This window comes from Micromonospora sp. WMMB482, assembly GCF_019038635.1.
GTDB classification, from domain to species: Bacteria; Actinomycetota; Actinomycetes; order Mycobacteriales; family Micromonosporaceae; genus Micromonospora; species Micromonospora marina.
In genome coordinates, this window is sequence record NZ_JAHOPD010000020.1 from 3,536,845 (window position 1) to 3,563,431 (window position 26,587).

The 26,587-nt window shown below is 72.7% G+C and carries 30 protein-coding genes; 18 read left to right on the forward strand and 12 right to left on the reverse strand.

The window, feature by feature from the left end; translation table 11 throughout:
* The first annotated feature begins 43 nt into the window (after positions 1-43).
* From KSK32_RS17820 to KSK32_RS17840, 5 genes are all read left to right on the forward strand, one after another.
* Positions 44-538, forward strand: coding sequence for a transcriptional regulator (locus tag KSK32_RS17820; RefSeq protein WP_216932231.1), 495 nt, complete (start codon positions 44-46; stop codon positions 536-538).
* A gap of 129 nt (positions 539-667) precedes the next feature.
* Entirely contained in the window at positions 668-2,947 is a 2,280-nt protein-coding gene (locus tag KSK32_RS17825) for a bifunctional diguanylate cyclase/phosphodiesterase (protein ID WP_289256305.1), read from the forward strand.
* A 134-nt stretch (positions 2,948-3,081) separates the two neighbouring features.
* Positions 3,082-3,714, forward strand: coding sequence for a hypothetical protein (locus KSK32_RS17830; protein ID WP_216932232.1), 633 nt, complete (start codon positions 3,082-3,084; stop codon positions 3,712-3,714).
* A gap of 111 nt (positions 3,715-3,825) precedes the next feature.
* Complete coding sequence (locus KSK32_RS17835) at positions 3,826-4,584, forward strand: MerR family transcriptional regulator (RefSeq protein WP_216932233.1); 759 nt, start codon at positions 3,826-3,828, stop codon at positions 4,582-4,584.
* A gap of 27 nt (positions 4,585-4,611) precedes the next feature.
* Complete coding sequence (locus KSK32_RS17840) at positions 4,612-4,896, forward strand: putative quinol monooxygenase (protein ID WP_091418876.1); 285 nt, start codon at positions 4,612-4,614, stop codon at positions 4,894-4,896.
* Positions 4,897-4,902: 6 nt separating this feature from the next.
* Here KSK32_RS17840 and KSK32_RS17845 read toward each other — a convergent pair whose 3' ends face one another.
* Complete coding sequence (locus tag KSK32_RS17845; RefSeq protein ID WP_216932234.1) at positions 4,903-6,414, reverse strand: GntP family permease; 1,512 nt, start codon at positions 6,412-6,414, stop codon at positions 4,903-4,905.
* Between the two features lie 21 nt (positions 6,415-6,435).
* Positions 6,436-7,977: a gluconokinase gene (locus KSK32_RS17850; protein WP_216932235.1), complete on the reverse strand. Its 1,542-nt coding sequence runs from the start codon at positions 7,975-7,977 to the stop codon at positions 6,436-6,438.
* Positions 7,978-8,240: 263 nt separating this feature from the next.
* Between KSK32_RS17850 and KSK32_RS17855 the strand changes: the two genes are divergently transcribed.
* Positions 8,241-9,395: a hypothetical protein gene (locus tag KSK32_RS17855; RefSeq protein ID WP_216932236.1), complete on the forward strand. Its 1,155-nt coding sequence runs from the start codon at positions 8,241-8,243 to the stop codon at positions 9,393-9,395.
* A 42-nt stretch (positions 9,396-9,437) separates the two neighbouring features.
* A complete protein-coding gene (locus tag KSK32_RS17860) occupies positions 9,438-10,640 on the forward strand; it encodes a phosphotransferase family protein (RefSeq protein ID WP_216932237.1) in 1,203 nt (400 codons plus the stop codon).
* Here the strand turns inward: KSK32_RS17860 and KSK32_RS17865 are convergent.
* A complete protein-coding gene (locus tag KSK32_RS17865) occupies positions 10,637-11,497 on the reverse strand; it encodes an AraC family transcriptional regulator (RefSeq protein WP_216932238.1) in 861 nt (286 codons plus the stop codon). The genes KSK32_RS17860 and KSK32_RS17865 overlap by 4 nt on opposite strands.
* A 120-nt stretch (positions 11,498-11,617) precedes the next feature.
* On the opposite strand from KSK32_RS17865, the gene yidD reads away from it, so the two are divergent.
* Positions 11,618-11,986: a membrane protein insertion efficiency factor YidD gene (gene yidD, locus KSK32_RS17870; protein WP_289256306.1), complete on the forward strand. Its 369-nt coding sequence runs from the start codon at positions 11,618-11,620 to the stop codon at positions 11,984-11,986.
* Positions 11,987-12,024: 38 nt separating this feature from the next.
* Here the strand turns inward: yidD and KSK32_RS17875 are convergent, their stop codons facing one another.
* From KSK32_RS17875 to KSK32_RS17885, 5 genes are all read right to left on the reverse strand, one after another.
* Entirely contained in the window at positions 12,025-12,759 is a 735-nt protein-coding gene (locus KSK32_RS17875) for a YqjF family protein (RefSeq protein ID WP_216932239.1), read from the reverse strand.
* Positions 12,760-12,791: 32 nt separating this feature from the next.
* A complete protein-coding gene (locus KSK32_RS17880) occupies positions 12,792-13,157 on the reverse strand; it encodes a VOC family protein (protein ID WP_216932240.1) in 366 nt (121 codons plus the stop codon).
* A 69-nt stretch (positions 13,158-13,226) separates the two neighbouring features.
* Positions 13,227-13,349: a hypothetical protein gene (locus tag KSK32_RS34205; protein ID WP_256451497.1), complete on the reverse strand. Its 123-nt coding sequence runs from the start codon at positions 13,347-13,349 to the stop codon at positions 13,227-13,229.
* 32 nt (positions 13,350-13,381) lie between these two features.
* Complete coding sequence (locus tag KSK32_RS33475) at positions 13,382-13,552, reverse strand: hypothetical protein (RefSeq protein WP_254187099.1); 171 nt, start codon at positions 13,550-13,552, stop codon at positions 13,382-13,384.
* Positions 13,542-14,210 carry a hypothetical protein gene (locus KSK32_RS17885; RefSeq protein WP_254187100.1) on the reverse strand — a complete coding sequence of 223 codons (669 nt, stop codon included), beginning with the start codon at positions 14,208-14,210 and terminating at the stop codon, positions 13,542-13,544. Before KSK32_RS17885 ends, KSK32_RS33475 begins: the two co-directional genes overlap by 11 nt.
* A gap of 112 nt (positions 14,211-14,322) precedes the next feature.
* Between KSK32_RS17885 and KSK32_RS17890 the strand changes: the two genes are divergently transcribed.
* A complete protein-coding gene (locus tag KSK32_RS17890; protein WP_216932241.1) occupies positions 14,323-16,479 on the forward strand; it encodes an MMPL family transporter in 2,157 nt (718 codons plus the stop codon).
* A gap of 22 nt (positions 16,480-16,501) precedes the next feature.
* Here the strand turns inward: KSK32_RS17890 and KSK32_RS17895 are convergent, their stop codons facing one another.
* Positions 16,502-17,164: a response regulator transcription factor gene (locus KSK32_RS17895; RefSeq protein WP_216932242.1), complete on the reverse strand. Its 663-nt coding sequence runs from the start codon at positions 17,162-17,164 to the stop codon at positions 16,502-16,504.
* Entirely contained in the window at positions 17,161-18,330 is a 1,170-nt protein-coding gene (locus KSK32_RS17900; protein WP_216932243.1) for a sensor histidine kinase, read from the reverse strand. Before KSK32_RS17900 ends, KSK32_RS17895 begins: the two co-directional genes overlap by 4 nt.
* Before the next feature lie 209 nt (positions 18,331-18,539).
* Between KSK32_RS17900 and KSK32_RS17905 the strand changes: the two genes are divergently transcribed.
* Entirely contained in the window at positions 18,540-19,079 is a 540-nt protein-coding gene (locus tag KSK32_RS17905) for a DUF1772 domain-containing protein (RefSeq protein ID WP_254187101.1), read from the forward strand.
* Complete coding sequence (locus KSK32_RS17910; RefSeq protein WP_254187102.1) at positions 19,076-19,621, forward strand: hypothetical protein; 546 nt, start codon at positions 19,076-19,078, stop codon at positions 19,619-19,621. The genes KSK32_RS17905 and KSK32_RS17910 overlap by 4 nt, the downstream gene beginning before the upstream one ends.
* Before the next feature lie 454 nt (positions 19,622-20,075).
* Here KSK32_RS17910 and KSK32_RS17915 read toward each other — a convergent pair whose 3' ends face one another.
* Positions 20,076-20,975 (reverse strand): phosphotransferase family protein, encoded by a 900-nt coding sequence (locus KSK32_RS17915; RefSeq protein ID WP_216932244.1) that lies wholly within the window; start codon positions 20,973-20,975, stop codon positions 20,076-20,078.
* Positions 20,972-22,408 carry a helix-turn-helix domain-containing protein gene (locus tag KSK32_RS17920; RefSeq protein WP_216932245.1) on the reverse strand — a complete coding sequence of 479 codons (1,437 nt, stop codon included), beginning with the start codon at positions 22,406-22,408 and terminating at the stop codon, positions 20,972-20,974. Before KSK32_RS17920 ends, KSK32_RS17915 begins: the two co-directional genes overlap by 4 nt.
* Before the next feature lie 312 nt (positions 22,409-22,720).
* Here KSK32_RS17920 and KSK32_RS17925 point away from each other — a divergent pair, with 312 nt between their 5' ends.
* The 7 genes from KSK32_RS17925 to KSK32_RS17955 all read left to right on the forward strand — a co-directional run bounded on the left by KSK32_RS17925 (position 22,721) and on the right by KSK32_RS17955 (position 26,534).
* Positions 22,721-22,951, forward strand: a complete 231-nt coding sequence (locus tag KSK32_RS17925) for a hypothetical protein (RefSeq protein ID WP_216932246.1) — start codon at positions 22,721-22,723, stop codon at positions 22,949-22,951.
* The gene (locus KSK32_RS17930) at positions 22,948-23,190 is read left to right on the forward strand and encodes a DivIVA domain-containing protein (protein ID WP_216932247.1); all 243 of its coding nucleotides are present in this window, start codon (positions 22,948-22,950) and stop codon (positions 23,188-23,190) included. Before KSK32_RS17925 ends, KSK32_RS17930 begins: the two co-directional genes overlap by 4 nt.
* Positions 23,183-23,437 (forward strand): hypothetical protein, encoded by a 255-nt coding sequence (locus KSK32_RS17935; RefSeq protein WP_216932248.1) that lies wholly within the window; start codon positions 23,183-23,185, stop codon positions 23,435-23,437. Before KSK32_RS17930 ends, KSK32_RS17935 begins: the two co-directional genes overlap by 8 nt.
* A 151-nt stretch (positions 23,438-23,588) precedes the next feature.
* Entirely contained in the window at positions 23,589-24,416 is an 828-nt protein-coding gene (locus tag KSK32_RS17940; protein ID WP_216932249.1) for an SAM-dependent methyltransferase, read from the forward strand.
* A 21-nt stretch (positions 24,417-24,437) separates the two neighbouring features.
* Positions 24,438-24,896, forward strand: a complete 459-nt coding sequence (locus tag KSK32_RS17945) for a hypothetical protein (RefSeq protein WP_216932250.1) — start codon at positions 24,438-24,440, stop codon at positions 24,894-24,896.
* A gap of 14 nt (positions 24,897-24,910) precedes the next feature.
* Positions 24,911-26,203 (forward strand): AAA family ATPase, encoded by a 1,293-nt coding sequence (locus tag KSK32_RS17950; protein WP_216932251.1) that lies wholly within the window; start codon positions 24,911-24,913, stop codon positions 26,201-26,203.
* A 76-nt stretch (positions 26,204-26,279) separates the two neighbouring features.
* Positions 26,280-26,534, forward strand: coding sequence for a hypothetical protein (locus tag KSK32_RS17955; protein ID WP_216932252.1), 255 nt, complete (start codon positions 26,280-26,282; stop codon positions 26,532-26,534).
* Positions 26,535-26,587: the final 53 nt, after the last annotated feature.

Genomic DNA, 26,587 nt, shown 5'->3' on the forward strand with positions numbered 1-26,587 from the left:
CAGCCGGTTGACAAAAGCGTCAAGAGAACTAGACGCTTTCGTGGTGACCGACGACCTGGAGATCCACAGCACGGCGCACTTCAAGGCGCTGGCCCACCCGTTCCGGCACCGGCTGCTGTTCGCGCTCGGGGCCGGACCCGCCACGGTCAGCCAGCTCGCCGCCCGGCTCCGCGCGGCCAAGGGCACTGTGGCCCACCACCTCGGGGTGCTGACCGAGGCCGGCATGGTCCGCCCGGCGCACAGCCGCCAGGTCCGGGGCGGCACCGAGCGCTACCACGAACGCGCGTTCCGCCGGCTCGCCGGCGTCGACACCGACGCGGGCGCCACGGCGGCACTTCTGGGGGCGTACGCCGAGGAACTCGCCGGCGACCCCGACCCGCTCGTGCACCTGCGGCACCTGCGGCTCACCCCGGCCCAGGCCCAGCGGCTGCGGTCCACGCTGGACGCATTGGTGGGCGAAGCCGAGGAGGCGCCGCCGGGGCAGGCACGCTACGGCGTCCTGGTCTCCGTCTACCGGCACCCGCCTGCGGTCCGCTGACCGACAGCCGCCGACTCTGGCGGCCGTCCCCGGCGCTGGCTAGGCTTGCGCCGTCCGTCGTCCGGTCCTCGTCGTCGAGGGTGCACGTCTGAAAGAGAGCCGGAGCGCATTGTTGTATCCCAGCACGACGTGAGCCTCGCCGCGGCGGCGCCGGCCCGTCATCCGCTCGTCGGCCGTGTCGGACTCGTCGCGGCCGCTGTCGTCGTACTCGGGGAGATGGCCTGGCTGGCCGCCCGGCTGCCCGGTGCGGCGCTGGTGAGCGACCTCGGCGCGATGGCGGTGTCGAGCTGGGCGGCAGTGCTCTGCGCCGGCGCCTCGCGACGTCAGCCGGCCGGGCTGCGCCGATTCTGGGAACTGCTCGCCGCCACCATGGCCCTCGCCGCGCTCGGCCGTGCGGTGTGGACCGTGGAACGGCTCGGCGGGCTCGGCCTGCCCCACACTCCGCTGGTGGCGGGCCTGTTCGCCGCCGGCATCGTCACCGGCACCGGCGCGCTGCTCTGCTCCCGTACCGGCCCGCGGAGCGTGATCGGCCGGGCGCGCACCCTGCTCGACGGGGTGATCGTGGGGCTGGCCCTCATCCCGATCGGCTGGGTGGTGGTGTTCCACCGGATCACCGACGCCGACCTGGCGGACCCCATGCGCACGTTCGGGCTGCTCTACCCGATGTTCGACCTGATGCAGCTCACCATCCTGGTGGCGGTCGCCGGTCCGGGCCGTCCGATGTGGCGGGCGCTCACCGTGATCGGTGCGGGCCTGGCGATCCGGTCCGGCGCGGACGCCGTCTACGTCTCCCTGGTCGCACGCGGCGACTACACGCCGGGCCACCCGGTCGACGTCTGCTGGCCGCTGAGCTACCTGCTGGTCGGCCTGGCCACCCGCTATCCGCCGCCGAACGACGGGGACGGCGAGGACGACGTGGTCGACTCGCCGCTGCCGCCGTGGTGGCGGGTCGCGCTGCCGTACCTGCCGGTGGGTGGCGCGATCGTCGCGGTCCTGCTGTCGCGGCAGCCCAGCGGGCAGACCCCGCAGGTGGTCTTCGTCGGCATGATGGGCCTGCTCGGGGTGCTGGCGCTGCGCCAGGGCCTGGCCGCGAACGAGAACCTGCGGCTGGTCGGGCGGCTGCGCCGGCTCGCATACTCCGACCAGCTCACCGGCCTGCCCAACCGGCTGACGTTCGTCCGGCGGCTGCGGCGGGCGTTGCGCGCGGGTGGCCCGGTCGCCGTGGTGCTGCTCGACCTGGACGGCTTCAAGCAGGTGAACGACAGGTTCGGGCACGCCGCCGGGGATCGGCTGCTGACCGCCACCGCGGAGCGCATGCGGGACGCGGTCGGCCCGGACGGGATGATCGCCCGGCTCGGGGGCGACGAGTTCGCGGTGCTGGTCGCAGGGGAACGTCAGGTGTCACCCGAAGGGCTCGCGGTCCGGCTGCTGGCCGCCCTGGAGCCGTTACCCGGCGAGGAGGATCTCGGCGTCCACCCGTCGGCGAGCATCGGCATCGCCGAGTACGGGCCGCAGCACACGTCCCACACAGACCTGCTCCGCGACGCCGACATCGCCATGTACGCGGCGAAGGCGGCAGGCAAAGCCGCGTACCGCACGTGCACCCCGGAACTGCGGGAGTCGGCGGTCAGCCGGGCGGAACTCATCGCCGACCTGCGCCGCGCGGTCGACGAGGGGCAGTTGCTGATGGAGTTCCAGCCCATCGTGGACCTGGACACCGGGACGGTACGCAGCGCCGAGGCGCTGGTGCGCTGGCGGCATCCCCGGCTGGGCGTGCTGACCCCGGCCCGGTTCCTGCCGCTGGCCGAGGAGACCGGGCTCATCGTCGCCATCGACAGGTGGGTCATCCACGAGGCGTGCCGGGCCGCTGCGACCTGGCGCGAGCACGCGCCGGACGTGACGGTCGCGGTGAACATCGCCGCCGCCCACCTGTGCCGGCCGGACCTGATCGCCACCGTCACCGGCGCGGTCGGCGCGGCCGGTCTGCCGCCCCGCGCGCTCACCCTGGAACTGACCGAGTCGGCGCTGATCGAGGGCAGCGAGTCGGTGCTCGACCGGCTGTCCCAGCTGCGTGACCTCGGCATCCGCATCGCCATCGACGACTTCGGCACCGGATACTCCTCGCTGAGCTACCTGCACCGCATCCCGGCCACCGAACTGAAGATCGACAGGTCGTTCGTGTCCCGGCTGGACGCCGGCGACGCCCGCGCCTACGCCACCGTGGAGATGGTGAACCGGCTGGCCGGTGCGTTCGACCTGGCCGTGGTCGCCGAGGGCGTGGAGACGGTCGCGCAGCACGCGGCGGTCACCGCGATCGGCTGCCGGCAGGGCCAGGGCTGGCGGTACGGCCGTCCGGCCGCCCTGCCGGACCTGCTTCCCGCGTTGTCCGGGGCCGGCGCCGAGCGCTGACCGGCCCGGGTGCACGGGGGCCGAAGGTCCCGGCGGGGACAGGGGGTTCGACCCTGCTCGCAGCGGGTCGGCCACCGCCAGGATGGTTCTCGTCAACACCTCACGGGAACACATCCTCCACACGGGAGCCTGATATGAAGCGACGGACGCTCGACCTGCTGTTCAGCATCGGTGGGCTGGGCCTGGCGGTCCTGCTGCTCGTCGTCGGCGTCGTCCTGACGACGAACGCCAACTTCGCCAACGACTACGTTCGCGACCAGCTCGGCGCGCAGCACATCACCTTCACCCCGGCGGACGAGCTGTCCGACGAGGAGAAGCAGTCGGACTGCCTGCGTGAGTACGCCGGCCAGAAGATGACCACCGGCAAGCAGGCCGAGTGCTACGCCAACGACTACATCGGCCTGCACCTGAAGGACATGGCCGGCGGCAAGACCTACGCCGACCTGGGCGAGCCGCAGAGCGCGCTGCGCGAGCAGGTGGCCCAGGCCCAGCAGAGCAACGCCGCCAACCTGGCCGACCTGCAGAAGCAGCTCGCCGAGGTGACCGCCCAGCGGGAGACCGTGTTCAAGGGCGAGACGCTGCGCGGCCTGCTGCTCACCTCGTACGGCTTCAGCGAGTTCGGCCGCAAGGCCGAGCAGGGCGCCCTGGCCATGTACCTCGGCGCGGGCCTGCTCCTGCTGCTCTCGATCGCCGGCCTGGTGCACGCCTTCCGGACTCCCGCCGACGCGACCTTCGCCGCCCCGGAGAAGGAGAAGGTCACCAACTGACCGCACCGGCGACGCCCCCGGCCGATCCTGGTCGGGGGCGTCGGCGTGTTTTGCCGGCTTGACCCTCACGCAGCGGGAGGCGGGAGTCTTGGTCGCGGAAGGGAGGGAACCATGGCGTACACGGTGGGTCAGGTGGCGCGGGCGGCCCGGGTGACGGTCCGGACGCTGCACCACTACGACGAGATCGGGCTGCTGCGGCCCAGCGGGCGCACGCCGGCGGGCTACCGCCGCTACGACGAGGCGGACCTGGACCGGTTGCAGCTCATCCGGTACTACCGCGAGCTGGGGTTCCCGCTGGAGGAGATCGCCGAGATCCTGGACGATCCGGACGCCGACCCGGTGGCGCACCTGCGCCGGCAGCACGAGTTGCTGTCCGGGCGGATCGGGAAGCTCCAGGAGATGGTCGCGGCGATCGAACACGCGATGGAGGCGAGGACGTTGGGGATCCAGTTGACGCCGGAGGAGCGGTTCGAGGTGTTCGGGGACTTCGACCCGGACGAGCACGCCGAGGAGGCCGAGCAGCGCTGGGGTGACACCGAGGCGTACCGGCAGTCGCAGGAGCGCGCGGGCCGCTACTCGAAGGAGGACTGGTTGCGCAACAAGGCGGAGAACGAGGACTGGGGGCGGCGGTTCGCCGCGCTCATGGACTCGGGCGCGCCGGCTGACGGGCCGGAGGCGATGGCGCTGGCCGAGGAGCACCGGCAGCTCATCACGACGTGGTGGTACGACTGCTCGTACGAGATCCACACCGGCCTGGCCGACATGTACGTGGCGGACCCGCGGTTCACCGCGTACTTCGAGGCGCTGCGGCCCGGGATGGCGGCGTACCTGAACGAGGCGATCCACGCCAACGCGATCACCCGGTCCTGACCGGGAGCCGGTGGCAGGATGGCCGGCATGCTCATCGTCGCCGGCACCCTCTACGTCGATCCGGCCCGGCGGGACGCCTACCTGGCGTCCTGCGAGGCCGCCGTCCGCGCGGCCCGGGCCGCGCCCGGCTGCGTCGACTTCGCGGTCAGCGCCGACCTGGTCGAGCCGGGCCGGATCAACGTCTACGAGCGGTGGGAGTCCGACGAGCAGTTGCTGGCGTTCCGGGGCTCCGGCCCGGAGGCCGAGCAGGTGACGGAGATCCTCGGCGCCGAGGTGCACAAGTTCCGCATCTCCGGCGTCGAGGCTCCCTGACCTCGGCTAGATGAAGACGTCGAGCAGCAGGACGCCGAGGAAGCCGACCACCGAGATGATGGTCTCCATCACCGACCAGCTCTTGATGGTCTGCCCCACGGTCAACCCGAAGTACTCCTTCACCAGCCAGAAGCCGGCGTCGTTGACGTGGGAGAAGAACAGCGACCCGCAGCCGATGGCCAGCGCCAGCAGCGCCACCTCGGGGCCGGCGAGCGTGGCGGCCAGCGGCGCGACGATGCCGGCGGCGGTGATGGTGGCGACCGTGGCCGAGCCGGTGGCGACCCGGATGCCGACCGCCACCAGCCAGCCGAGCAGGAGCGGGGAGAGGTTCGCGCCCTCGGCGGCGTCCGCGACCAGGTCGCCCACGCCGGCGTCGACGAGCACCTGCTTGAAGCCGCCACCGGCGGCGACGATCAGCAGGATGCCGGCGATCGGCGGCAGCGAGCCGCCGAGGAAACCCGAGACCTGGGTACGGCTGAAGCCGGACCGGTAGCCCAGGAAGATCATGGCGAAGATGACGCCCGCGAGCAGCGCGATGATCGGGGTGCCGACGATGTCCAGCGCCTTGCGGCCGGCGGTGCCCTCGTCGAGCGACAGTTCACCGATCGCCCGCAGCAGCATCAGCACCACCGGCAGCAGCACGGTGACCACTGCCGCCCAGAGCGCCGGGGGCCGGGTCGACCGCCGCCCGGCCGGTTCCTCGATCGCGGCACCGGGGCGGCCGGTGCCGGGGTTGAGCAGGTCGTCCTCGGTGACCAGGTCGCCGTCGGCGTCGAGCCGGCCGTCACCGGGCCGGGTCGGGCTGCGGTCGGCGGCGACGTCCCGCCGGGTGGGCAGCAGCTCCGCCGGGGCGGTGGCCGGCACGTACCGGGCGATGAGGTTGCCGAAGACCGGGCCAGCGATGATCACGGTGGGGATCGCCACCAGCAGGCCCAGGGCGAGCGTCTGACCGAGGTTGGCGCCGAGCGCGTCGATCGCCACCAGCGGGCCGGGGTGCGGCGGCACCAGGCCGTGCAGCACCGACAGGCCGGCGAGCGCGGGAATGCCGATCTTCATCAGCGGCACGTCCACCCGCAGCGAGACGAGCAGCACGATCGGCACCAGCAGCACCACGCCGACCTCGAAGAACAGCGGCAGGCCGATGAGCGCGGCCACCCCGGCCATCGCCCAGGGCAGCGCGGTTCCGGAGACCCGGCCGACCACCCGTTCCACGATGCCGTCCGCCCCGCCGGACTCGGCCAGCAGGCCGCCGATCATCGCGCCGAGCGCGATCAGCAGGCCCACCCCGCCGACTGTGGAGCCGACGCCGCCGCTGAACGACGTGACGATCTTGTCCACGGGTACGGCGGCGACCACGCCGAGCACCGCCGCGCCGAGGATCAGCGCCAGGAACGGGTGCACCTTGCCCCACGCGATGAGCAGCACCACCGCGGCGATGCCCAGCAGGGCCGCGAGGACGAGCTGGGTGTCACCGGCGTTCGTGAGCGGTTCCGCGGGTGCGGCGAGCAGTGTGACCACGGCTATCACGCCCTTCGGTCGTCAGCGGGGTGGTGCGGTGGGTGGCGGCTCCGGCGGCAGGCTCGGCGCCATCCGCCGCAGGGACGCGAACGTGGGTACGAGTGCGTCGTACAGCTCGGAGAACAGCGGGAGCAGCGCCGCGTACGTGGCGGCGGAGGCGGGATCCGGGCGGACCGTCTCCTCGATCCGGACCAGATCGGCGGCGACCTCGATCGAGGGGATCAGGCCGAGCGCCTGCATGCCGAGCAGCGCGGCGCCGAAGCCGGACCCCTCGTGCCCGGCGGGGAACCGCACCGGCATGCCCAGCACGTCGGCGAGGATCTGCCGCCACAGCGCGCTACGGGCGAAACCACCGCTGGCGCGGATCTCGCGTACCTCGTTGCCGGCCGCCCGGACCGAGGCGAGGACCAGGGCGAGCTGCTGGCAGACGCCCTCCAGCGCGGCTCGGACCAGGTGCGGCCGGCCGTGACCGTGGGTCAGCCCGACGTACGCGCCGCGGGGTAGCGCGCTCCAGTGCGGCGCCCGTTCGCTCAGCAGGTACGGCAGCATGATCAGCCCGCCGGAGCCGACCGGCGCGGTGGCGGCCAGGTCGAGCAGCTCCACCTCGGCGTTCTCGCCCAGCTCGGGGGCGAGCGCGTCGTTCGCCCACTGGAGGACGATCCCGCCGTTGTTGATCGCGCCGCCGACCACCCAGCGGTCCTCGGTGAGCGCGTAGCAGAACACGCCGCCGAGCGGGTCCACGCCGGGGCGTTCCACCATGACCCGCATCGCGCCGCTGGTGCCGATCGAGCAGGCCACCACGCCGGGCCGTACCGCGCCGAGCCCGAGGTTCGCCAGCGGTCCGTCACCGGCGCCCACCACGATCGGGGTGTCCACAGGCAGCCCGGTGACCCGCGCCGCCTCGGCGGTGAGCCCTGGGAGCACGTGGGTGGTCGGTACGAGCTGGGGAAGCTGCTCCTCGGTGATGCCGGCGACGCGGAGCGCCTCGGTGTCCCAGGCCAGCCGGTGGATGTCCATCAGGCCGGTTGCGGAGGCGACCGAGTGGTCGGTGACCAGCGCCTCGGCGAGCCGCCGCAGGACGAGGTCCTTGATGCCCACCCAGTGCGCGACCCGCTCGTGCAGTTTGGGTTCCTGCTCGGCGAACCAGACCAGCTTGGGCAGCGGTGCCATCGGGTGCACCGGGGTGCCGGTGCGCCGGTGCAGGGCGAGCCCGGACGGCGCGGCGCGCAGGCGCTCGGCCTGCGCGCTGGCCCGCGAGTCGGCCCAGGTGATCGAGGGGGTCAACGGGTTGCCGTCGGCGTCCAGCCCGATCAGGCTGTGCATGGCGGTGCTGAACGACAGGCCGGTCACCGGTACGGGCAACTCGTCCACGACCGCGCGGATCACGCCGACCACGGCCTGGTGGATGAGGTCCGGATCCTGCTCGGCCCAGCCCGGGTTCGGCTCCTCCAGCGGATAGCCGATCGAGTGGCTGGCCAGTTGCCGCCCGGTGGTGTCGAACGCGACGGCCTTGGAGCTGGTGGTGCCGATGTCCACTCCCACCACCACGGCCGGGTCGCCCACCGGTGCACCTCCTCGCCGCCCGGGGCCGCTCCGCCCCGCCGTTGCGGCTGACGTTACCGACGTGTCCACGCGCTCGCATGAGGAAGCGAGACCGCCGCGACCCGGCGGCACGGAACGTGAATCGACGCAAGAGTTTCCGCCGATTGTGTCGGTCAATCAGCCGATCGGTCTAATTGGTGGCTTTCGCGTGTCTTGGTACCCCTGCCGCACCGTTGACATGAATGACACCCCGATTGGTGGGCTCGCGCGGCGGAGGAGTCGGCGTGGCGAAGACTGATTCGACGGGTTCCACATGGCGGTACCGGTGGGCGCACCGGCAGAACGAGCGGCGTCAGCGGGCCTTCCGCGCCGCCGACGAGGCGTGGCGACGCCGGGACGACGAACTGCGCCGCCTGCGTACCCTCGCGGTGTCCTTCCACGGCTCGGCCCAGGCGGGGGTCGGCCTGCCGATGGAGCTGGCCCCCGGCGAGGTGGTCTTCTGGACACTCCCGGCCGCGCAACTGGTGGAGGTGCGGCACACCGCCGTGCTGCCCGCCCCCGAACTGACAGTCGACCCCGACCCGCCCGCGCTGCGGCCCCGCCGCCCCGAGGGCGTCAAGGTGGTCGACGCCGGGCTCGCCGTGCTCACCAACCGGCGGCTGGTGCTGCTCGGCGGACGCGGCCGGCGCGACTGGGCGTACGGCCGGATGACCGGCCTGTCCCACGACCCCGGCGCGCCGGTCACCCTGATCCAGGTGCTGGACCGGCGGCGTACCTCCGGGCTGCTGCTGCCCACCGGCGCGGCGGCCGACTTCCGGTTCACGCTCACGCTGGCGTTCGCCGACGCGATCGAACAGCGCGCCGCGGTCGTGGCCGAGCTGGACGAGCTGATCGCGGAGCACACCGCGGCGCGGCCGGAACGCCCGGCCGTGCTCACCCCCGCCCAGGCCCGCGTCACCGCGCTGGTGCCCGGCGGCCGCCGGACAGTGGCGGTCGGCGCGGCGCTCGCGTTGATCGTGCCGGCGATGCTCGTCGAGTCCAACCCGCCCACGCGGGCCGGCTCGGAGCGCGCCGCCGCCGCGACCCCGGGGGCCAACGGCACGCCCGCGCCGCCGCACGTCGCGCCCGCCGTCCAGGTCCGGCCCAGCACGAGCCCCGAGCCGTCCCGCGCCCGTCCCGCACCGCCGCGCGGCACGCCGCAGCCGCCGGTCGAGCGCCTCTGCGGCGCCCCGGCGAACCCCTTCGGGTACGACTTCTGCGGCGGCCAGCGCATCCGCCGGCCGGCCGCCGGGGTGTGCGACTGGTTCGAGTGCGTACCCGGGTTCTGGTCCGATCGCGGCTGGCTGGTGCAGTGCCGCGACGGGTCGGTCAGCCGCACCGGCGGCCAGCGCGACGTGTGCGCCGGTCACAAGGGGTTCCGACGTACCGTCTGGCGGTGAATCCGCTCGCCTCCCGTAGGGGTGCCCGGATACCGTCCGGCCGTGTCCCGCACCGTGACGCTGGTCCTGCTCGACGCCACCGGTCGCCCGCTCGGCGCGCTGCCTCCGTTCGGCGTACCGGAGCCGTGGTGGCAGGAGGTCGGCTCGATCGTGGCTGAGGTTCGGCAGCGCCACGGTCTGGAGGTCGCCGTGCTGCGACTGCTCGACGCCGACCGCCCGGCGCCGCCCGGCGGTCACGTCCGCTACCTGGCGCAGGTCGTCGCCGCGCCGGCCGTACCGCTGGAACCGGCCGTGGGCGCGCTTGGCGTACCCCCGGAACCCGCAGTCGTGGACCTCGCGCCGCATCCGCTGCGCCAGCCGTGGGCGGAGGCGGGCGGTCCGGCCCGCAGTATCGCCTGGGCGACCGGCGAGCTGCGCCGGCTCGGCCGCCGGGTGGCGGCGGTGGCGCAGCAGCGCACCTGGAACCTCTCCGCCATCTGGCGTCTCGACACGGATCAGGGCCCCACGTGGCTGAAGCAGCTCCCGCCCTTCGCCCACCACGAGCCCACAGTCCTGACCTTCCCCGGCGAATTGGTCGACGGGCCGGTGGTGCTCGCCGCCGACAGGGAGGGGCGGATGCTGCTGGCGGACGTGCCGGGCGAGGACCGGTACGGGGCCGGGGAACGGGAGCGGGCCGCGATCGCGGCCGGGCATCATGCGGTGCAACTGCGGGCGTGCGGGGTCGTCGATGAGCTGGTCGCGGCGGGGGTGCCCGATCTGCGCGGGGCGAGGCTCGCGGCCTGGATCCGCGAGATGCTCGCCGGGCACGACGTGCCGGCCGCCGCCGGTCTGCTCGACGGGCTCGACCACCGGCTCCGGCAGGTCGTCGACTGCGGCCTGCCGGACACGCTCGTGCACGGCGACCTGCACCCCGGCAACGTGCGCGGCGACGACCGGCACCGGACCGTGATCGACTGGGCGGACTCGTTCGTCGGCCACCCCGCCTTCGACATCCTGCGCCTCACCGAGGACGTCGACGCGGACGCCGCCGCCCGGCTGGTCGACGCGTGGGCGCGGCGGTGGCGGACCGACGTGCCCGGCAGCGACCCGCGCCGGGCCGTCGACCTGCTCCGGCCGGTCGCGCCGCTGCGGCAGGCCGCCGTGTACGCGATGTTCCTCGCCGCCATCGAGCCGGGCGAACACCCGTACCACGTGCACGACGTGCCGGCCGCGTCGGCGCGAGCGGCGGCGGTGGCCCGGCCCTAGACCCGGCGCACCGGGATCCACAGCTCCGCGTCGGCGGTGCCACCGTCCTCGGCGACCCGGACCCGCGAGATCTCCGGCCCCGGGCGGGTCTCGTACGGGTTCGACGGGAACCAGGACGTGAACACGGCCCGCCACAGGTGCTGCACCGCCACCGGGAACGCGCCGGAACTGGAGAACACCGCCCAGTCGCCGGCCTCGACGGGCAGGCTGCGCAGGTCGTCCGGCACGTCCGCGCCGGTCACCGCCGCGTACCAGTAGTCCAGCTCGGTGCCCTCGTCGCGGGAGCCGGTCAGCTCGGCGCTGACGTTGACGACCCCGTGCGGCTCCTGGTCGGAGAGCGCCTCGATCCGGCGTACCGTGGCCGGTTCGATGCCCCTGACGAACGCCACGATGTGCGGGTTCATCCCCTCGTGCACGAGCGGCACCCGGGCCGTCAGCCCGGCGAGCCGGAAGGCGTCCTTGGTCACGATCCGGTAGTCCATGCTGGTGTTCCCTTCGACGACGAGCCGGAAGGAGATCCGGGGCTGGGACCGCAGCACCGCCCCGGCCTGCCGGGCCTGCGTCGGCCCGACGCCGTGCACGGCCCGGAACGCGCGGGCGAACGCCTCGTTCGAGCCGTACCCCCAGCGGACCGCCACGGCGAGCAGCGACTCCCGGCCGGCGAGCACGTCGGCGCCCGCCAGCGTCATCCGGCGGCGGCGCACGTACTCCGACAGCGGCAGCCCGGCCAGCGCCGAGAACAGCCGGCCGAAGTGGTGTTCCGACACGCCCGCGATCCGGGCCGACGCGGCCACGTCGAGCGGCTGGTCGAGCCGCTGTTCGAGGTGGTCGAGCGCCGCGTTGAACCGATCCAGCACCCGATGTTCCTTCCTGGTGACGCCCTCGACGCTAGGTTCCCGGACGCCCGCCGGCCCGATCGCACCGGACCCGGTCCGGTCGCCTCGTCGACACTGGCGCGGGTGTCGCATCATGGCGTGGTGATCTTCCGGAAGCGGCGCCACAGGAAGAAGAGCCGGGACTGGTGCAACTGCGACGTGCCCACCTGTGACGGGCCGGGCTGCTGCGACCTGGGCCTCTTCTCGATGCTGCTCACCCTCGGCTCGGTGACCGCCGGTGTCGTCCGGCGGCCCGCCGTGGATCGGGCCGGCCGGGCCGCCATCCTCGGTTACCGGCGCTGGCTGTCGCACCGCTGGCCGGCGACCTGTCGCTACACGCCGACGTGCAGCGCGTACGGGCTCGCCGCGGTCGAGCGGTACGGGCTGGCGGCAGGCGGTCGGATGGCCGCCGAGCGGGTACGCCGATGCCGTCCCGACGTGCCGCACGGCACCCACGACCCGGTGCGCTGACGGCCGCCCGGCCGGTGTGCCTCGCGTGCGGCTGGCGGTCACCCGACCGACGTGGGGCCGCCGAAGACGACCGGGACGCCCGGGGAGTAGAGCACGCTCGCCGGTGGGCCGTCCGGTGCGGGCAGGCCGGCGGCGGTGACCAGATCGTCGTCCAGGTGCAGCAGCTCGGCGCGGTGCAGCGGCCACTGCGGATGCCAGTTCGGCAGGTGCCGGGTACGGCCGTATGCCCGGGTGTGCAGGCCCCAGCGGGCGGTGAGGAAGTGTTCGAGCGGCGTCGGCTCGGGGATCGGCGCGCCGACGCGGACCGTCATCCGGCTGGTCGCGCCGGCCGGACCTGGCCAGCGGCGGCGGCAGCGGTAGGTGAGCGTGTCGCCGGCACGGTCCAGCCGCATCGAAGACCACTTGTACGGCAGGCGCAGGCTCACCTGGGCCACCAGCACCGGCACCAGCCGGGACGCGTCGAGCGAGCGGAACACGACCGCGCGCCGCCCCGAGCCGTCGACCGAGTAGAGCCGGACGTTCGTCTCCCAGAACGTGCCGAAGTAGGGCACACCCGGGCCGCGGCCGAGCCCCAGCCCGACCATCCGGAAACCGATCAGCCCGACGTAGGTGACGCCGTCGAGCGTGTCCGGCCGGGTGCCGGCGGGCAGCAGCGGCGCCACTCGCTCCGGCGGGACCGCCCAATGCAGGAACGCGAGATCGTGCCAGCGCTGCGCCAGCCAGGCCCTGCGGACGGCGCGTACTGGAGCGTGCTCGACCGGCTCGATCTCCACCGGTCCATCGTGCCTCCCGGACGCACCCGGACTCACTCCGGACGGTGGCAGACCGCCTCGATGTTGTTGCCGTCCGGGTCGCGGACGAACGCACCGTAGTAGGCGGCGTGGTATTCCGGCCACTCCTTCGGCGCGTGCAGCACCTCCGCGCCGGCCGCGACGGCCGCGTCGTGGAACGCCCGGACCGTCGCGCGGTCGGTGGCGCTGAACGCGATGTGCACGGGCACCGGCGTGGCGCCGGAGGGTGCGGGCTCCACCCAGAAGTCGGGCGCGTCGACGCCGTAGCCGATCGGGCCCGGCTCCATCAGCCGCCGCCCGCCCAGCGGGGCGAGGACGGCGTCGTAGAAGGCGCCGCTGGCCGCCAGGTCGCGCACCGCTACGGAGAAGTGGTCGAGCACGTCGCCTCCCTGCGATCGTCGTTGACCGCGTCAGGCTACGAGTCGCCTACGACACTTCCGCCGCCCGGTTCACGTCGCGTCCGCCGCCGCCGGGCAGCCGTCGGTGACGCCAGCCGTCGTCGAGCGCCGGGGCTCGGTGGTCCAGCCTCGTTGAAGACGTATGCCGTCGAGACCGATATGCCTCAGAGTCATGATTATGACTCTGAGGCATATCGCTTTTACCTCTATGTATTTCCGGCGGCGGTAAGGACCGTCGGGCAGGACGCGCGCCGTCGCCGGGCGGTGTGCGCGACGATCAGCAGGCCGGGCACCGCGCCGAGCAGCCAGATCACGCCCACCGGCCAGTGGATCACCTCGCCCACCGCGCCCCGGATCTCCGGCACGTCACCCACCACGTAGGACGCCTCCGGGTCGTCCGCGCGGCAGTCGAGCGTCCACGGACCCGGCGACGGCACCCGCACGGTGGCCACCCAGGCGTAGGTGGCGGCGTCGCCGCCGTAGTCGCCCGGCGGGACGGAGACCGGCTCGGCCGCCCGGACCGCCGAGCCGCCGCCGGTGACACGGCAGTCCGGGTCCGCCGGGGAGAAGCCCACCGAGAAGACCGCGTACGCCCCGCCGGCCGGCACCGTGAACCGGCCCGCCGACCAGATAGCCGCGCCGCGACGCCGGGCGGGCCCGGTGGGGCAGGCGCCCGCCCACGGCGTACCCGATCAGCGCGCCGGCCACCGCGAGCGCCGCGCCGGTGAGCAGTGCCTGCCCCCAGCGGGCCTCGCCGGTCAGCGGCACGACCCACCGGAAGTACGCCAGTGACACCGCGAGCAGCGTCGCGGTGACCAGCGTGGACACGCCGACGGCCGCCATGGGGCGCCGGGGTTGCCGGGCCGCCACCACGGCGGCGAGCACCGGCGACCCGAGTACGGGCCACCACAGCGCGGTGGAGAGCGGCTGGTCCTCCTCCCACCGGTGGGTCCACTCGTAGACGACGAGCGGCGCCGGCACGGTCGCGGCCAACCAGGCCGTCAGCACTCCGGGACCGGGCAGTCGCACGCTCATCGGTCGATCCTGGATCACCCGGATCATCGACGGAAGTCCGCGAGGCGTCCGAAAGGGATTGCTCACACAGCGTAGGATCACGCGTGACACAGCCGAACACACGGGGGAAACGATGTTCGAGCGCCTGGGCAGATTCGTCGTGGGCAAGGCATGGTGGGTGATCGGCGGCTGGGTCGTCGCCGCGATCGCGATCATCGCCGCCAGCCCTTCGCTGAGCGACATCACCTCCGCGGACCAGGAGAGCTTCCTGCCGCGCTCCTACGAATCGGTGCAGGCCACCGAGCTGGCCGAGAAGTCGTTCCCGCAGGCGGCCACCGCCACCGCCACGATCGTGGTCAAACGCAGCGACGGCAAGCCGCTGACTCCGGCCGACGAGGCGCGCGTGGGGCAGCTCGCCGCCGCGCTCAAGGCCCGGAACATCCCGCAGACCACCGGCTATCTGACCGGCCCGCAGGCGGTCGCGCCGGACCGGTCGGTGCAGGTGATCACCGTCGGTCTCGACGCCGACAGCCCCGACGACCCGAAGCTGCTCGACGCGGTACGCGACCTGCGCGCCGGCCTCGCCGCGGACCTGGCCGGCAGCGGCCTGACCGCCGGGGTGGCGGGCGACGTGGCGAGCTTCGTCGACAACGAGGACACGTTCAACGAGGCGTTCGCCGTCGTCGGTGTCGCCACCATCGTCCTCATCATCGGGCTGATCCTGATCATCTTCCGCAGCCCGATCGCCGCGCTGCTGCCGGTGGTGGTCATCAGCGTGGTCATGTCCGTCACCACCGGGCTGGTCGCCGCCGCCGGCAAGGCGTTCGACCTCAACGTCAGCCAGGACCTGCAGACCATCCTGCTGATCGTGCTGTTCGGCATCGGCACCGACTACATCCTGTTCCTGCTGTTCCGCTACCGGGAGCGGCTGCGCGCGGGCGACGACAAGCGCACCGCCATGATCGTCTCGGTACAGCGGGTCGGCGAGGTCATCACCTCGGCCGCCGGTGCGGTCATCGTGGCGTTCCTGGTGCTGCTGCTCGCCTCGCTCGGCTTCTTCGGCTCGCTCGGCCCGGCGCTCGCCATCGCCGTCGGCGTCATGCTCGTCACCTCGCTGACCCTGATCCCGGCGCTCGTGTCCCTGCTCGGCCGGTGGGTGTTCTGGCCGTCGAAGGCGTGGCAGCGCCCGCCCAAGGCGACGCTGTCCCGGCGGCTCGGCGTCGTCGTCGGCCGCCGTCCGGCCGTCGTGGCCGCGGCCTCCGGCGCGCTGCTCGTCGCGCTCGCCGCCGGGGTGCTCGGCTACAAGGCCGACTACGACTTCAGTGCCGGCTTCCCGCAGGACACCGAGTCGGCGCGGGCCGCACAGGATCTCCAGCGCGGATTCGCCGCCGGTGCGCTCGCGCCCACCGAGGTCTACCTGACCACCGGCAACGGCACTCCGCTCACCGACCAGCAGGTGAACGACTTCGCCGCCGCGTCGGCGCGGGCACCCGGTGTCGGGCAGGCGCAGCCGCCGGAGCGCAGCGCGACCGACCCGAGCGTCGCCCGGATCAACCTGCTGCTGGACGAGAACCCGATGTCCAACGAGGCGATCACGCTGGTCCGCGACGACCTGCGGGACGCGCTGCACGAGGCCGCTCCGCCGGGCACCAAGGCCCTGGTCGGCGGCGCCACGGCGATCTTCGCGGACATCAACTCGGCCAACAACCGGGACCTGTCGGTGATCCTTCCGGTCGCCGCCGCCCTGATCGCGCTCATCCTCGCGCTGTTGCTGCGCAGCCTCGTCGCACCGGTCTACCTGGTGATCGCGGTGCTGCTCAACTTCGCCGCCACGCTCGGCGCGACGGTCTACGTGTTCCAGGGGCTCCAGGGCAACCCGGGTGTGACGTTCCAGTTGCCGATCATCCTCTACCTGTTCGTGGTGGCGATCGGCACCGACTACAACATCCTGATGATCGCCCGGCTACGCGAGGAGGCGCGCGAGGGTCACGAGCCGCACCAGGCCGCCGCGATCGGGGTGGAACACGCCGGCCCCACAGTCGCCGCCGCCGGGCTGATCCTGGCCGGCACGTTCGGGGTGCTGATGCTCGCGCCGATCTCGTTCCTCCAGCAGATGGGCTTCGCGGTGGCGATCGGGATCGTGCTGTCCGCGTTCGTCATGTCGATGTTCTTCGTACCGGCGCTGACCGGGCTGATCGGCCACAAGGCGTGGTGGCCGGGGCACGGCGACGAACGGCGCAACGGTGGCCGGCACGCGGCTACGGAGCCGGCGGACGCGGCGTCGTCCTGACTGTGACCCGCCCCGGCGCGGCTCAGCCCTCGCCGGGGCGGACCAGCCCGCTCTCGTACGCGATCACGACGAGCTGCGCCCGGTCGCGGGCGTTCAGCTTCTGGAGCAGCCGGCTCACGTAGGTGCGTGCGGTGTCAGGGCTCAGGAACAACGCCTGCCCGATCTCCGTGTTCGACCGTCCGGTGCCCACCTGCGCCAGCACGTCCCGTTCCCGGGCGGTCAGTCCGGCGAGCCGCCCCGGATCGGCCACCGGTGAACGGGCCGCCGCGGCCAACACCCGACGTGTGACGGCGGGGGAGAGCAGCGCGTCGCCACCGGCCACCGTCCGGACCGCGTCCCGCAGCGCGTCGGGCGGGGTGTCCTTGAGGAGGAAACCGGCCGCCCCGGCGCGGATCGCCTCGAACAGGTACTCGTCGTCGTCGAATGTGGTCAGCATGACCACCTGCACGCCGTCCAAGGTGGGGTCGGTCAGGATCCGCCGGGTCGCCGCCAGCCCGTCCCCGCCGGGCATCCGTACGTCCATCAGCACGATGTCGGGCCGCTGCTGCCGTACCACCGAGAGTCCGCTGCCGCCGTCGCCGGCCTCGCCCACCACCTCGATGTCCGGTGCCCGGTCGAGCAGCGCGCGCAGGCCGGTGCGGACCAGGTGCTGGTCGTCGACGAGGACGACGCGGATCGGGTTCACGAGGCCACCCCCGCGAGCGGCAGGTGGACCGACACCCGGAAGCCGCCGGTGTCGCCGGTCGCTCTGGGGCCGGTCTGGACGGTGCCGGTTTCGACGGTGCCGCCCAGCAGGGCCACCCGCTCGGCCATGCCGCGCAGGCCCTGGCCCGTCCCGTACCCGGCGGGCAGACCGCCGCGGCCGTCGTCCACCACCTCCAGCGCGAGCCGGCCGGGCGTGGCGCGCACAGTCACGGTGACCCGGGTGGCGTCGGCGTGGCGCAGGACGTTCGTCAACGCCTCCTGCACGACCCGGTAGACGGTGCTGCCCACCACCGCGGGCAGCGTGTCCACCGGACCCTCGATCCGCAGGTCCACGACCAGCCCACCCCGGCGTACGCCGTCCACGAGCGCCGGGAGCCGGTCGAAGCCGGGGACCGGTTCTCGTGGCCCGGGCTCGCGGCGCAGCGTGCCCAGCGTCGCCCGCAGCTCCGCCATCGCGCTGCCGCTCACCGACCGGATGGCGGCCAGTGCGTCCTCCGCCTGCGCCGCATCGCTGTCGGCGAGCGCCTCCCGGGCGACAGCGGACTGCAACGTGATCACCGACATCGTGTGCCCGAGCGCGTCGTGCACCTCCCGGGCGATGCGCAGCCGTTCCGCCTCGACCTGCCGGGCCGCCTCCCGATGGCGTTCCTCGTCGGCCGCGACCGCCTGCCGTACCAGTGCCGCTCGCAGCGACCTGCGGTTGCGTACCGCGTCACCGAGAGCGATGACGGCGAGCACCAACGCCGCCTCGGAGCCGAGTTCCGTACCGACGACAACCGCGATGTCGTCGCCCTCGGCGAGCCGAGCGGCCACCGACACGGCCAGCAGGCTCCCGGCGACCACGGCGGCCGGGACGACACGCCCGCGCTCGGACGCCCGGTAGAGGACTGCGGCGGCCGGGGCGGCCACCCCGACCGGCGGCAGGTCCAGCGTGTAGTACCCGAGGATGACGACAGCCGTCGCCAGCAGCGCCGGCAGCGGCCACCGCCTGGCGCACAGCACCAGTCCGCCGAGCACGGCGCCGACCACGACCGCGAGCGCCGCGCCGCCGGGCGCGGGCCGCTCGGCCGCCACGGCCACCGCGACCAGGCCGAGCGTGGCCGCCGCGAGCAGCACGTCGGCGCGGGTGGGCGAGGTGTCGGGCACGCCTTCGAGCCTAGGTCCGCACGGACCCTCACCGCTGTCGTCCGCAGGCGTCAGGGACGAGCCCGAGGCGTACGCCGAGGAGCGACATCCGGTCGCGCGGCCACGCGGACGACGGTCGAGGGCGGCGGACCTAGCGTCGATGGCGTCCCCGAAACGTGAGGAGAGCCCTCGTGGTACGCACAAGACTGACCTGGATCGCCCTTATTGTCATGGTATGGGCGTCGATGATGTCGTTCGGCGGGGTCGCCGCCGAGACCGTCATGCTCTACCCGAACATCTTCAACGACACGCCGGCCTCGCTCGACCGGGCCCGTGAGTTCCTCGTCCACGGCGGCCCGCACGACTACTTCCCGCCGCTCGGCGCGTCGGTGATCCTGAGCAGCGTCGCCGCCACCCTGCTCACCTGGCGCGACCGCCGGCTGCGCTGGTGGGTCGCCGGCGCCACAGCCGTGTTCGTCGTCTGCGAGTTCCTGTTCTCCGCCGTCTTCTTCTGGCCGCGCAACGAGATCATGTTCGTCGACCCGCCCGGCACGCACTCCGCCGAGTACCTGCGTCAGGTCGCCGCCGAGTTCGTTGCCGGTCACTGGGTGCGCTTCGCCGGAGGTGCGGTGACGGCCGTCCTGGCGTTCGTCGCGCTGCTTCGCTTCGTGCGCTCGACCGCGCCGGGCTCGGTGCCGGCTCGCGCATCGGATCCGGTGTCCGCTCCGGCACCGGCGCCGGCTTCGGTCTCGCCGGAGGTGACGCGATGAGCGCGGGTCGCCGTACCCTCGGCTTCTCCTGGCCGGCGCTGGTCGCGCTCGCCGCGCTGGCCGCCCCGCGCGTGGCGCTGCACGATCTGGACGTCGTGCCGGAAGGCACTGTCGTGGCCGCGCTGCTGGCGGTCGGGCCGCCGCTGTGCTGGGTGGCCGCCGTGCTGTGGCGGCGGCCGCCGCGACCGTTCCTGATGATGGTGGTGATCGGGGCGCTGTACGGCGTGTTCCTGGCGGCCGCTCACCAGGTGTTCTGGGACTCGTCGCTGGGGATGGACGCGCCGGGGCTGGCCGGGCTGGAGTCGGGGGCGCGGGAGGCGTTGTTGCGGGGTACGGCGGTGATGTCGAGCCTGGTCACCGGGGCGATGGTCGGGGTGATCGCCGGTGGGGTGGCAGTGCTGCTGGGTCGGGTGCTGCCCGCACCATTCAGACGTCCTGGTCGATTCTTTGGCGAAGGTCCGCTTCGAGCCAAGTATCCCTGTACCGGCTCACTGCTCACTGCCGACGGATCCCGGGAAAGGCATCCTCAATCACCTCAATGAGCTGACGCGCGGTTTGCAGATCCAGCTGGAGACTCTGACTGGATTTACGCTCGCTTGCGCGGTCGTCGCTTCCGAAGGTGCTGAGGTGCAACAGGCGAACTTGCCTTCCTCAATCACGGCGTACTCGCAGTCGACCTCAGTGGGATGGGGCTTGATGCGCTGCCCGGATGCGCTGATTGACCGTACCCGTGCCATGAAACCTCCTCGGTACCGATGCCCAAGGGTAAACGGGGCGCTCGATTGCGAGTCGGGTTGCTCAGCCTCGCTAGCCGTCAGCCATGGGCAGCTCGACGAATCGTCTGACCCGATGGGCAAAGGCGATGAGAGGCAGAGCTCCGGCGCTTCACTCATGCCCGCAGGCTGTCACTGTACCGGGCGAAGGCCGCTGCCACCTCTTCCGGCGATCCCGGACGAAGTTGGAGTCGGACCGAGGCGGGCGCTCGACGAAGGGCGATCAGCCGAGATCAGCGAATGGCTTCCAACGTAGATCGTGATCGTGCTGTGCGACTGACTTCAATCGGTTGGAGAATTCGGCCGCCACGCTCGCCGAACTTGCGAGAAGCGGCGTGGCAGCAGCGATCATCTTCAGCTCGCGAGCTTCCCGCAGTAGTGGCCAGTCGCGGTCGCACGTCACGTCGTACCCGTACGCCTCGGCGAGCGCCCGATGCGCCCCGGCCTTTCCGAAGCGCGCCTCGCCCACGGCCACCGCTGCCAGGTCCACCTGCCAAGGCCCGAGACAAGTGGCGTCGAAGTCGCAGAGCAGGATGCCGCCCGACGGATCCCGGAGCAGGTTGCCGACGTGCGCGTCCCCGTGGATGAGCGACTGCTCCACGCGTTGGTTGAGATCGGCGACCTGCGGCTCCAAGCGGTCGCACCACGTCATCAAACAGTCGTGGTCCTCTGCGCTCAACCCGTCGGCATCTGCCAGGCGTCGACGCGCATCCCCGATCGGATCCCAGTTGGCCAGAGGGAAGGGCGGGGGTCCGAGCGCATGGAACCGCCGCAGCACCGAGCCGAGGTCACCCACGGTTGGAGCAGGTGCGATGGGTGGCACGTAGGCCCATACCGAGGCGGTCAACTCACCGACCGCAACCGGCTGCGCCACGCCGGGCGTCAGCCGGATCGTGGGCGCGTCCAGCTCGGCGAACCATCGCGCGAGCTGAACGACCTTCGTCACCCGGTCCCGGAGCCGGTGCGTCCGCGCGATGCGGATGACGAGCCCGGATTCCGGCAACGCGAACACGGCGTTGTTGGTCAGCCGCAGGAGCCGAGCGTCGTCGGCTGGTACGTCAAGACCGTCGGCGATCTCCCGCATGGCGCGGGTCATCGCTTCTTCCGAGAACCGTCCGCTCATACCGTGGCCGCGGCTCGTGCGCTGAGCGTCCGTTCGAACTCGGCAACGACGGGAAGGTGACGGTGCCGTCCCAGATCACGGCGCAGGTTGATAACTCGATCAACCACTCGGCTGGAAGTCAGCGCACGCGACTGCTCCACCACGCGCGTGCCGACAGCGACCGCCCGCTCGGGCTCATCGGTGAGGAAGAGCGCGCTGCACAAGCCGACCTCGTTCAGGACCATGCTGCGGACGTTCGCCGGGCCGAAGGCGACAATCGCCTCTTCGACGCTCCGCACCGCCTGTGCCGCGTGCGTTCCGGCCTGCCGGGCCATGTCGCGGTACACGCGACCGTACTGAGCTAGCAGCTCGCCACGGTCGTAGAAGGCCATCCAGGTCGGCTCACGTCCGGGATCCACACGCTCGAACTGATCACTCGCCTGACCGAGGAGGGTCAGCGCGCTTCGGTGGTCGCCGAGTGCGGCTGTCGAGGCGGCCTCCGCGCCCCAGAGCAGCGCCTTCACGGCCGGGGTCGCCCGGGATCCCAGCTGAGTCTGCGCCAGCCGCAAAGCGGCCAGAGCGTCCTGGTTGTGCCGAAGGTGTTGTAGCTGCTTGGCCTGCGAATAGCGGATCAGGGCCGCCAGTGGTGCATCGTCAGCGGAAATCGCGGCCCGCTCGCCGGCGGCGAAATGCCGCTGAGCGTCCGCGTGCCGGCCGGCGTCCAGCGCGGTCCAGCCGGCCAACTGACGCGCCGCCGCGACCGCCGCGACCAGGCGAGGTGTCAGCCCGGGCGCGTGCGACCAGTCGAGCATGCGGTACACCGACTCCGCGAAGCGAGCGACCTCCCGATAGAGCAGGCCGCCACCGCATTCGTAGTCGACCGACCGGTAGAGCTCCAGGACCGCATTCAGCCGAGAGACGTCCGCACTGCCGATACGCCGGGGCCGGAGCTGCTCAGCGACCCCGACCAGCCCGGCTCCTGCTGACACTGCGGCGATGCCGGCCAGGAGGGTTCGCCGGCCCAGGTCTGGTGTTGCGCGGATCCCGTCGGCCGGAGCACTGGCCGGAGAGTCTGGACCGACTGAGAACCAGAGAGAACCCGGCGGGATGCGGAGCACTGTCGCCCAGTGCGTCAGCCGGTCGAGATGCACCAGGGCTGGCCCGTTCTCGATCCGGCTCAACTGTGCCTGCGTGATCCCCAGCCACCCCGCGACGACGCTCTGCGGCAGCGGGCTCCGCCCGTGGTACGGGTGGTGGCGGTACGCCCGGATCACCTGCCCGAGATGCCGCCGGGCCAGCGCCGTCCGTACCGGTTCATGGTCCCAGAACGAGTCGGGTACGGCGGGCGGCGTGCTGAGGCGGTCGCGTTCGGCGGCCTGGCAGGGCGCGCAGCGTCCCGTGCTGTTGTCGCGCGCCAGGCGGCCGCCGCAGCGGGGGCAGTTCGCAGGTGTCACCGGCAACCTCGCCGTTCGCGGAGAACCTGTGTCCGAAGTCGAGCCTAGCCATTCAACCCGTTCCGGAGCGGCCCGGTATACGCACCGTGTATATCGCCCGGTGTTCCGTGACGGTGACGGAGTGTATGCGGCGTGTGCATGGCGGCCACGATCATCAGGGCATGCGCCGTCTGCCGAGAAGGGCTGAGGGTCGGCGCATGGCCCGGGGCGGGTGCTGGGCTCCGGTGGTATCGCGTCCCCCGATCGCGGCTCCCGCCGTCCCCGCCCGCCCCGGCGCCACTCCACCAGACCCGACCCCGGAGGCGCCTGCCGATGTCCGCCGTACTCGCCGATTTCCCCGTACACACCCCGGTCACCGACGAGGAACTGCTAGTCGCCGCGCTGGCCGTGCGCGTACACGTACCCGAGCACTGGCCGCAGGGGCCGCTGTGCCGCAGCGAGCGCGTTCCGTACCCCTGTCGGCTGGCCCGGTGGGGGAGGGCGACGCTCGCCGCGGCCGGGCTGCCCGACGAGGCCGTGGCGACCGGGGCGGTGGCGTCGTGATCTACGTGACCGGGGAGCAGGTGCAGGCGTACCACGTGCGCAGCGCCGTCTTCGACACCCGCTGGCGTGGGCTGGACCCGGCGCAGGTGCACGACTACCTGTGCCGGGTCGCCGACGAGATGGACCGGCTGCACCGGGAGCTGACCACCACGCGCACCGAGTCGGAGCGGGTCCGCCAGGCGCTGCGGCAGTGGCAGTCCCGCCACAACGGCTGCCGGCGGCGCGGGCACGATGAGTGAGCCGCGCTGGATCATCCACCTGCCGACCACGCTGACGTGCCGGGACGTCGCCGCCGAGCTGGCCGCCGCGCTCGCCCGGTCGCTCGGGCACCTGGACGCCGTCGACTTCGGCGAGACGACGCTCAGCGAGGAGGACGCGCAGCACCTGCGATACCGGGTCTGGTGCGACGTACGGCTGCCCGGCGGCGGGCGCTGCGGACTACGGGACGGTCACGGCGGGTCGTGCGGGGCGGCGGAACTGCGGTGAGCCCGGCGCTGGTTCGGCGTGTCGATCGATGAACGTCCTGGTGACGGGCTGGTCCGCTGGGAGCGATCCCAAGGAGGGTGACCATCCACACGGTACGGTCGCTACACTCCCCGAAAACGCCCGGAACCGCCCACGGACTCTGGAGAAGCCTGTGACCCGCGACAAGGCCGCACCGCCCGGAATCGACGTCACCGTTCCCAGCGTGGCCCGGGTCTACGACTACTTCCTGGGCGGCAAGGACAACTTCGAGGTCGACCGGAAGGTCGCCGAGCACGCCCTGCGGATCACGCCGGACGGGCCGGCCGCCGGTCAGGCGAACCGGGCGTTCCTGCGCCGGGTGATCCGTCACCTCGTGACCGAGGCGGGCATCGACCAGTTCCTCGACATCGGGTCGGGGCTGCCCACCCAGGGCAACGTGCACGAGGTCGCCGTCGAGCACAACCCGGCCGCCCGCGTCGTGTACGTGGACAACGACCCGATCGTCCTGGCGCACGGGCGGGCGCTGCTCGCCGCGGAGGGCACCGCGACGGTGATCCAGGCCGACATCCGGGAGCCGGAGGAGATCCTCAACGACCCGGACGTCCGCCGGTTCCTCGACTTCGACCGCCCGATCGGGCTGCTGCTGTTCGCGATCCTGCACCACATCGGCGACGACGAGGATCCGCGATCGGTGGCGGCGGCGCTGATCGACGCGCTGCCGTCCGGCAGTTACGTCGCGATCTCGCACTTCCGCGACCCGGGTGAGCGGGATCCTGAGGGCTCCCGCAAGGCCCGCGAGGTCGAGCGGGTGTTCAACGAGTCGCTCGGTACCGGCCGCTGGCGTACCGACGAGGAGATCCTCGCGTTCGCCGACGGGCTGACGCTGCTGGAGCCGGGCCTGGTACCGCTGGCCGAGTGGCGTCCGGACCCGGACGCGCCCGCCCCGGAGCAGACCGACACCTACCACACCTTCGTCGGCCTGCTCGCCCGCAAACCATAGGCGGTACGAGGCCGCAAGTGGGTGCGGACACTTGTCGGCCAGCACCGGCGGTGGCTGGTACAGGACCAGGTGGTCGATCTCTGCCCAGGGCAGCAGCCGGTTCAGCTCGGCCGTCCGGACGGTCAAGCCTTCGAGGCCGATGTGGAACCGGAACGGCCGGACCGCCTCGACGACGCCCGCGACGCCGGCGAGCATGACGAGCCCGCCGAGGATCAGCCCGCCGATCATTCGAAGGGTGCTCCCGCCCAGCCCGAACAGCACCATGCAGAGACCGAACGGCAGCAGGACGAAAGCGATGACACAACCGATGCGACTGCGGCGAAGGTCCATCGTCTCGCCTGCGATTCCCCCGTCGTCCCTGACGGAGAGTGTGGCAGCCGGGTGCAAGGTGATCGATGGGTGGTGATCTCCCTGGCGTCGCCGCGCGGTCCTGCCCCGTGGCGTGTTAAGAAGGGGCCCCGCCTCTACCGGAGACGTTAAAAGGGGGCCCTTCCTTGCACGAAGCCGAGCAGGTGATCCAGCGTGTGCTGCGGGATCTGCGCGACGGCACGCATCGCGGCGTCGTCGTGGACTCGCCTCCCGGTGCCGGGAAGTCGACCCTCGTGGTCCGTGCCGCCGTCGAGACCGCCGCCACCGGCGACCCGCTGATGATCGTGGCGCAGACCAACGAGCAGGTGGACGACCTCATCGAGCGGCTGGGCCGCAGGGCGCCGGAACTGCGCGTCGGGCGGCTCTCCGCCACCGACTACCGGCCCACCGAGCGGGTCAACGCCCACCCGGCGGTCCGGGTCGCGGCGAAGGTCGCCGACCTGGGCGGGCCGGCGGTGACCATCGGTACGGCGGCCAAGTGGGCCACCGTCACCGAGGGGAGTTGGCCGTGGGCGATCGTGGACGAGGCGTACCAGATGCGCGCCGACGCGCTGCTGCGCGTGGCGGGGCGGTTCGAGCGGGCCCTGTTCGTCGGCGACCCCGGTCAGCTCGATCCGTTCAGCACCGTCGAGACGTTCCGCTGGACCGGCCTGACCTGGGATCCGATGCAGTCGGCGGTGGCCACGCTGCTGCGGCACAACCCGGAGCTGCCGGTGCACCGGCTGCCGGTGTCGTGGCGGCTGCCCGACTCGGCCGCCCCGGTGGTGTCCGCCGCGTTCTACCCGTTCACCGGGTTCCGCGCCGGGACCGGGCCGGCCGACCGGGCGCTGACGTTCACCGAGCCCGGTGCGGGTGACGCCTACGACGCCTCCGTCGAGGTGGCCGCCGCCACCGGCTGGGCGTTGCACGAGCTGCCGGCCCGGCACACCGTGCGTACCGACGGAGAAGCGGCCGCGGCCTGCGCGGAGCTGGCACTGCGGGTGCTGCGGCGCGGCGCGGTCGCGGTGAGCGAGGCCGCGCCCGGCGGTGCGCCGGTCACCGCGGACCGGATCGCCGTCGGGGCCGCGCACCGCGACCAGGTCGCGGCCATCCGGTCCCGGCTGGGCGCGGCCGGGGCGGGCATCACGGTGGACACCGCCAACCGGCTCCAGGGCCGGGAGTACGACGTGACGATCGTGCTGCACCCGCTCTCCGGGCGACGTGACGCCACCGCGTTCCACCTGGAGTCGGGGCGGCTGTGCGTGCTGGCTTCGCGGCACCGGCACGCCTGCGTGGTGGTGGCGCGGGCCGGGATCGGCGAGCTGCTCGACGCCTATCCGTCGACCGAGCGGGTGCACCTGGACGTGCCGGTGAAGTTCCCGGACGGCTGGGAGGCCAACCAGACGGTACTGACCCACCTCGATGCCCACCGGGCGTGACGAGAGGGCCGTCGCGGCATGACCGGCGGACCGTTCGGATCTTCCGGCGGTCCCGGCCGGTGGGCACGATGGCCGGATGTACCCTCACGATCCCTATCAGCAGGATCCGTACCAGCACCAGCCGTACCAACAGCAGCCGTACCCGCAACAGCCGCACTATCCGCCGCCGGCGTTCGTGGAGCAGCCGAGCGAGGGGATGGGCAGGTGGGCGATCGTCCTGTGGGTCATGGTGCCGGCGCTGCTGGTGATCCTGTGCTGTGCCGGATGTGTCGTCTCCGGGTTCGCGGGCGGGTTCATGGAGGGCTTCAACGAGGGCTATTCGTCGTCGTAGGTGGCAGGCCGGTGGTACACCGCCACCCTCGGCGCGCGGGGCTGGCGGCGGTG

Bases quoted from the DNA above. Each gene is read 5' to 3' on its own strand.
- KSK32_RS17830 (WP_216932232.1), top strand. From the start codon at position 3,082: ATGAAGCGACGGACGCTCGACCTGCTGTTCAGCATCGGTGGGCTGGGC.
- KSK32_RS17835 (WP_216932233.1), top strand. From the start codon at position 3,826: ATGGCGTACACGGTGGGTCAGGTGGCGCGGGCGGCCCGGGTGACGGTC.
- KSK32_RS17840 (WP_091418876.1), top strand. From the start codon at position 4,612: ATGCTCATCGTCGCCGGCACCCTCTACGTCGATCCGGCCCGGCGGGAC.
- KSK32_RS34205 (WP_256451497.1), bottom strand. From the start codon at position 13,349: ATGACTCTGAGGCATATCGGTCTCGACGGCATACGTCTTCAACGAGGC.
- KSK32_RS17885 (WP_254187100.1), bottom strand. From the start codon at position 14,210: ATGAGCGTGCGACTGCCCGGTCCCGGAGTGCTGACGGCCTGGTTGGCC.
- KSK32_RS17890 (WP_216932241.1), top strand. From the start codon at position 14,323: ATGTTCGAGCGCCTGGGCAGATTCGTCGTGGGCAAGGCATGGTGGGTG.
- KSK32_RS17905 (WP_254187101.1), top strand. From the start codon at position 18,540: ATGGTATGGGCGTCGATGATGTCGTTCGGCGGGGTCGCCGCCGAGACC.
- KSK32_RS17910 (WP_254187102.1), top strand. From the start codon at position 19,076: ATGAGCGCGGGTCGCCGTACCCTCGGCTTCTCCTGGCCGGCGCTGGTC.
- KSK32_RS17915 (WP_216932244.1), bottom strand. From the start codon at position 20,975: ATGAGCGGACGGTTCTCGGAAGAAGCGATGACCCGCGCCATGCGGGAG.
- KSK32_RS17925 (WP_216932246.1), top strand. From the start codon at position 22,721: ATGTCCGCCGTACTCGCCGATTTCCCCGTACACACCCCGGTCACCGAC.
- KSK32_RS17935 (WP_216932248.1), top strand. From the start codon at position 23,183: ATGAGTGAGCCGCGCTGGATCATCCACCTGCCGACCACGCTGACGTGC.
- KSK32_RS17955 (WP_216932252.1), top strand. From the start codon at position 26,280: ATGTACCCTCACGATCCCTATCAGCAGGATCCGTACCAGCACCAGCCG.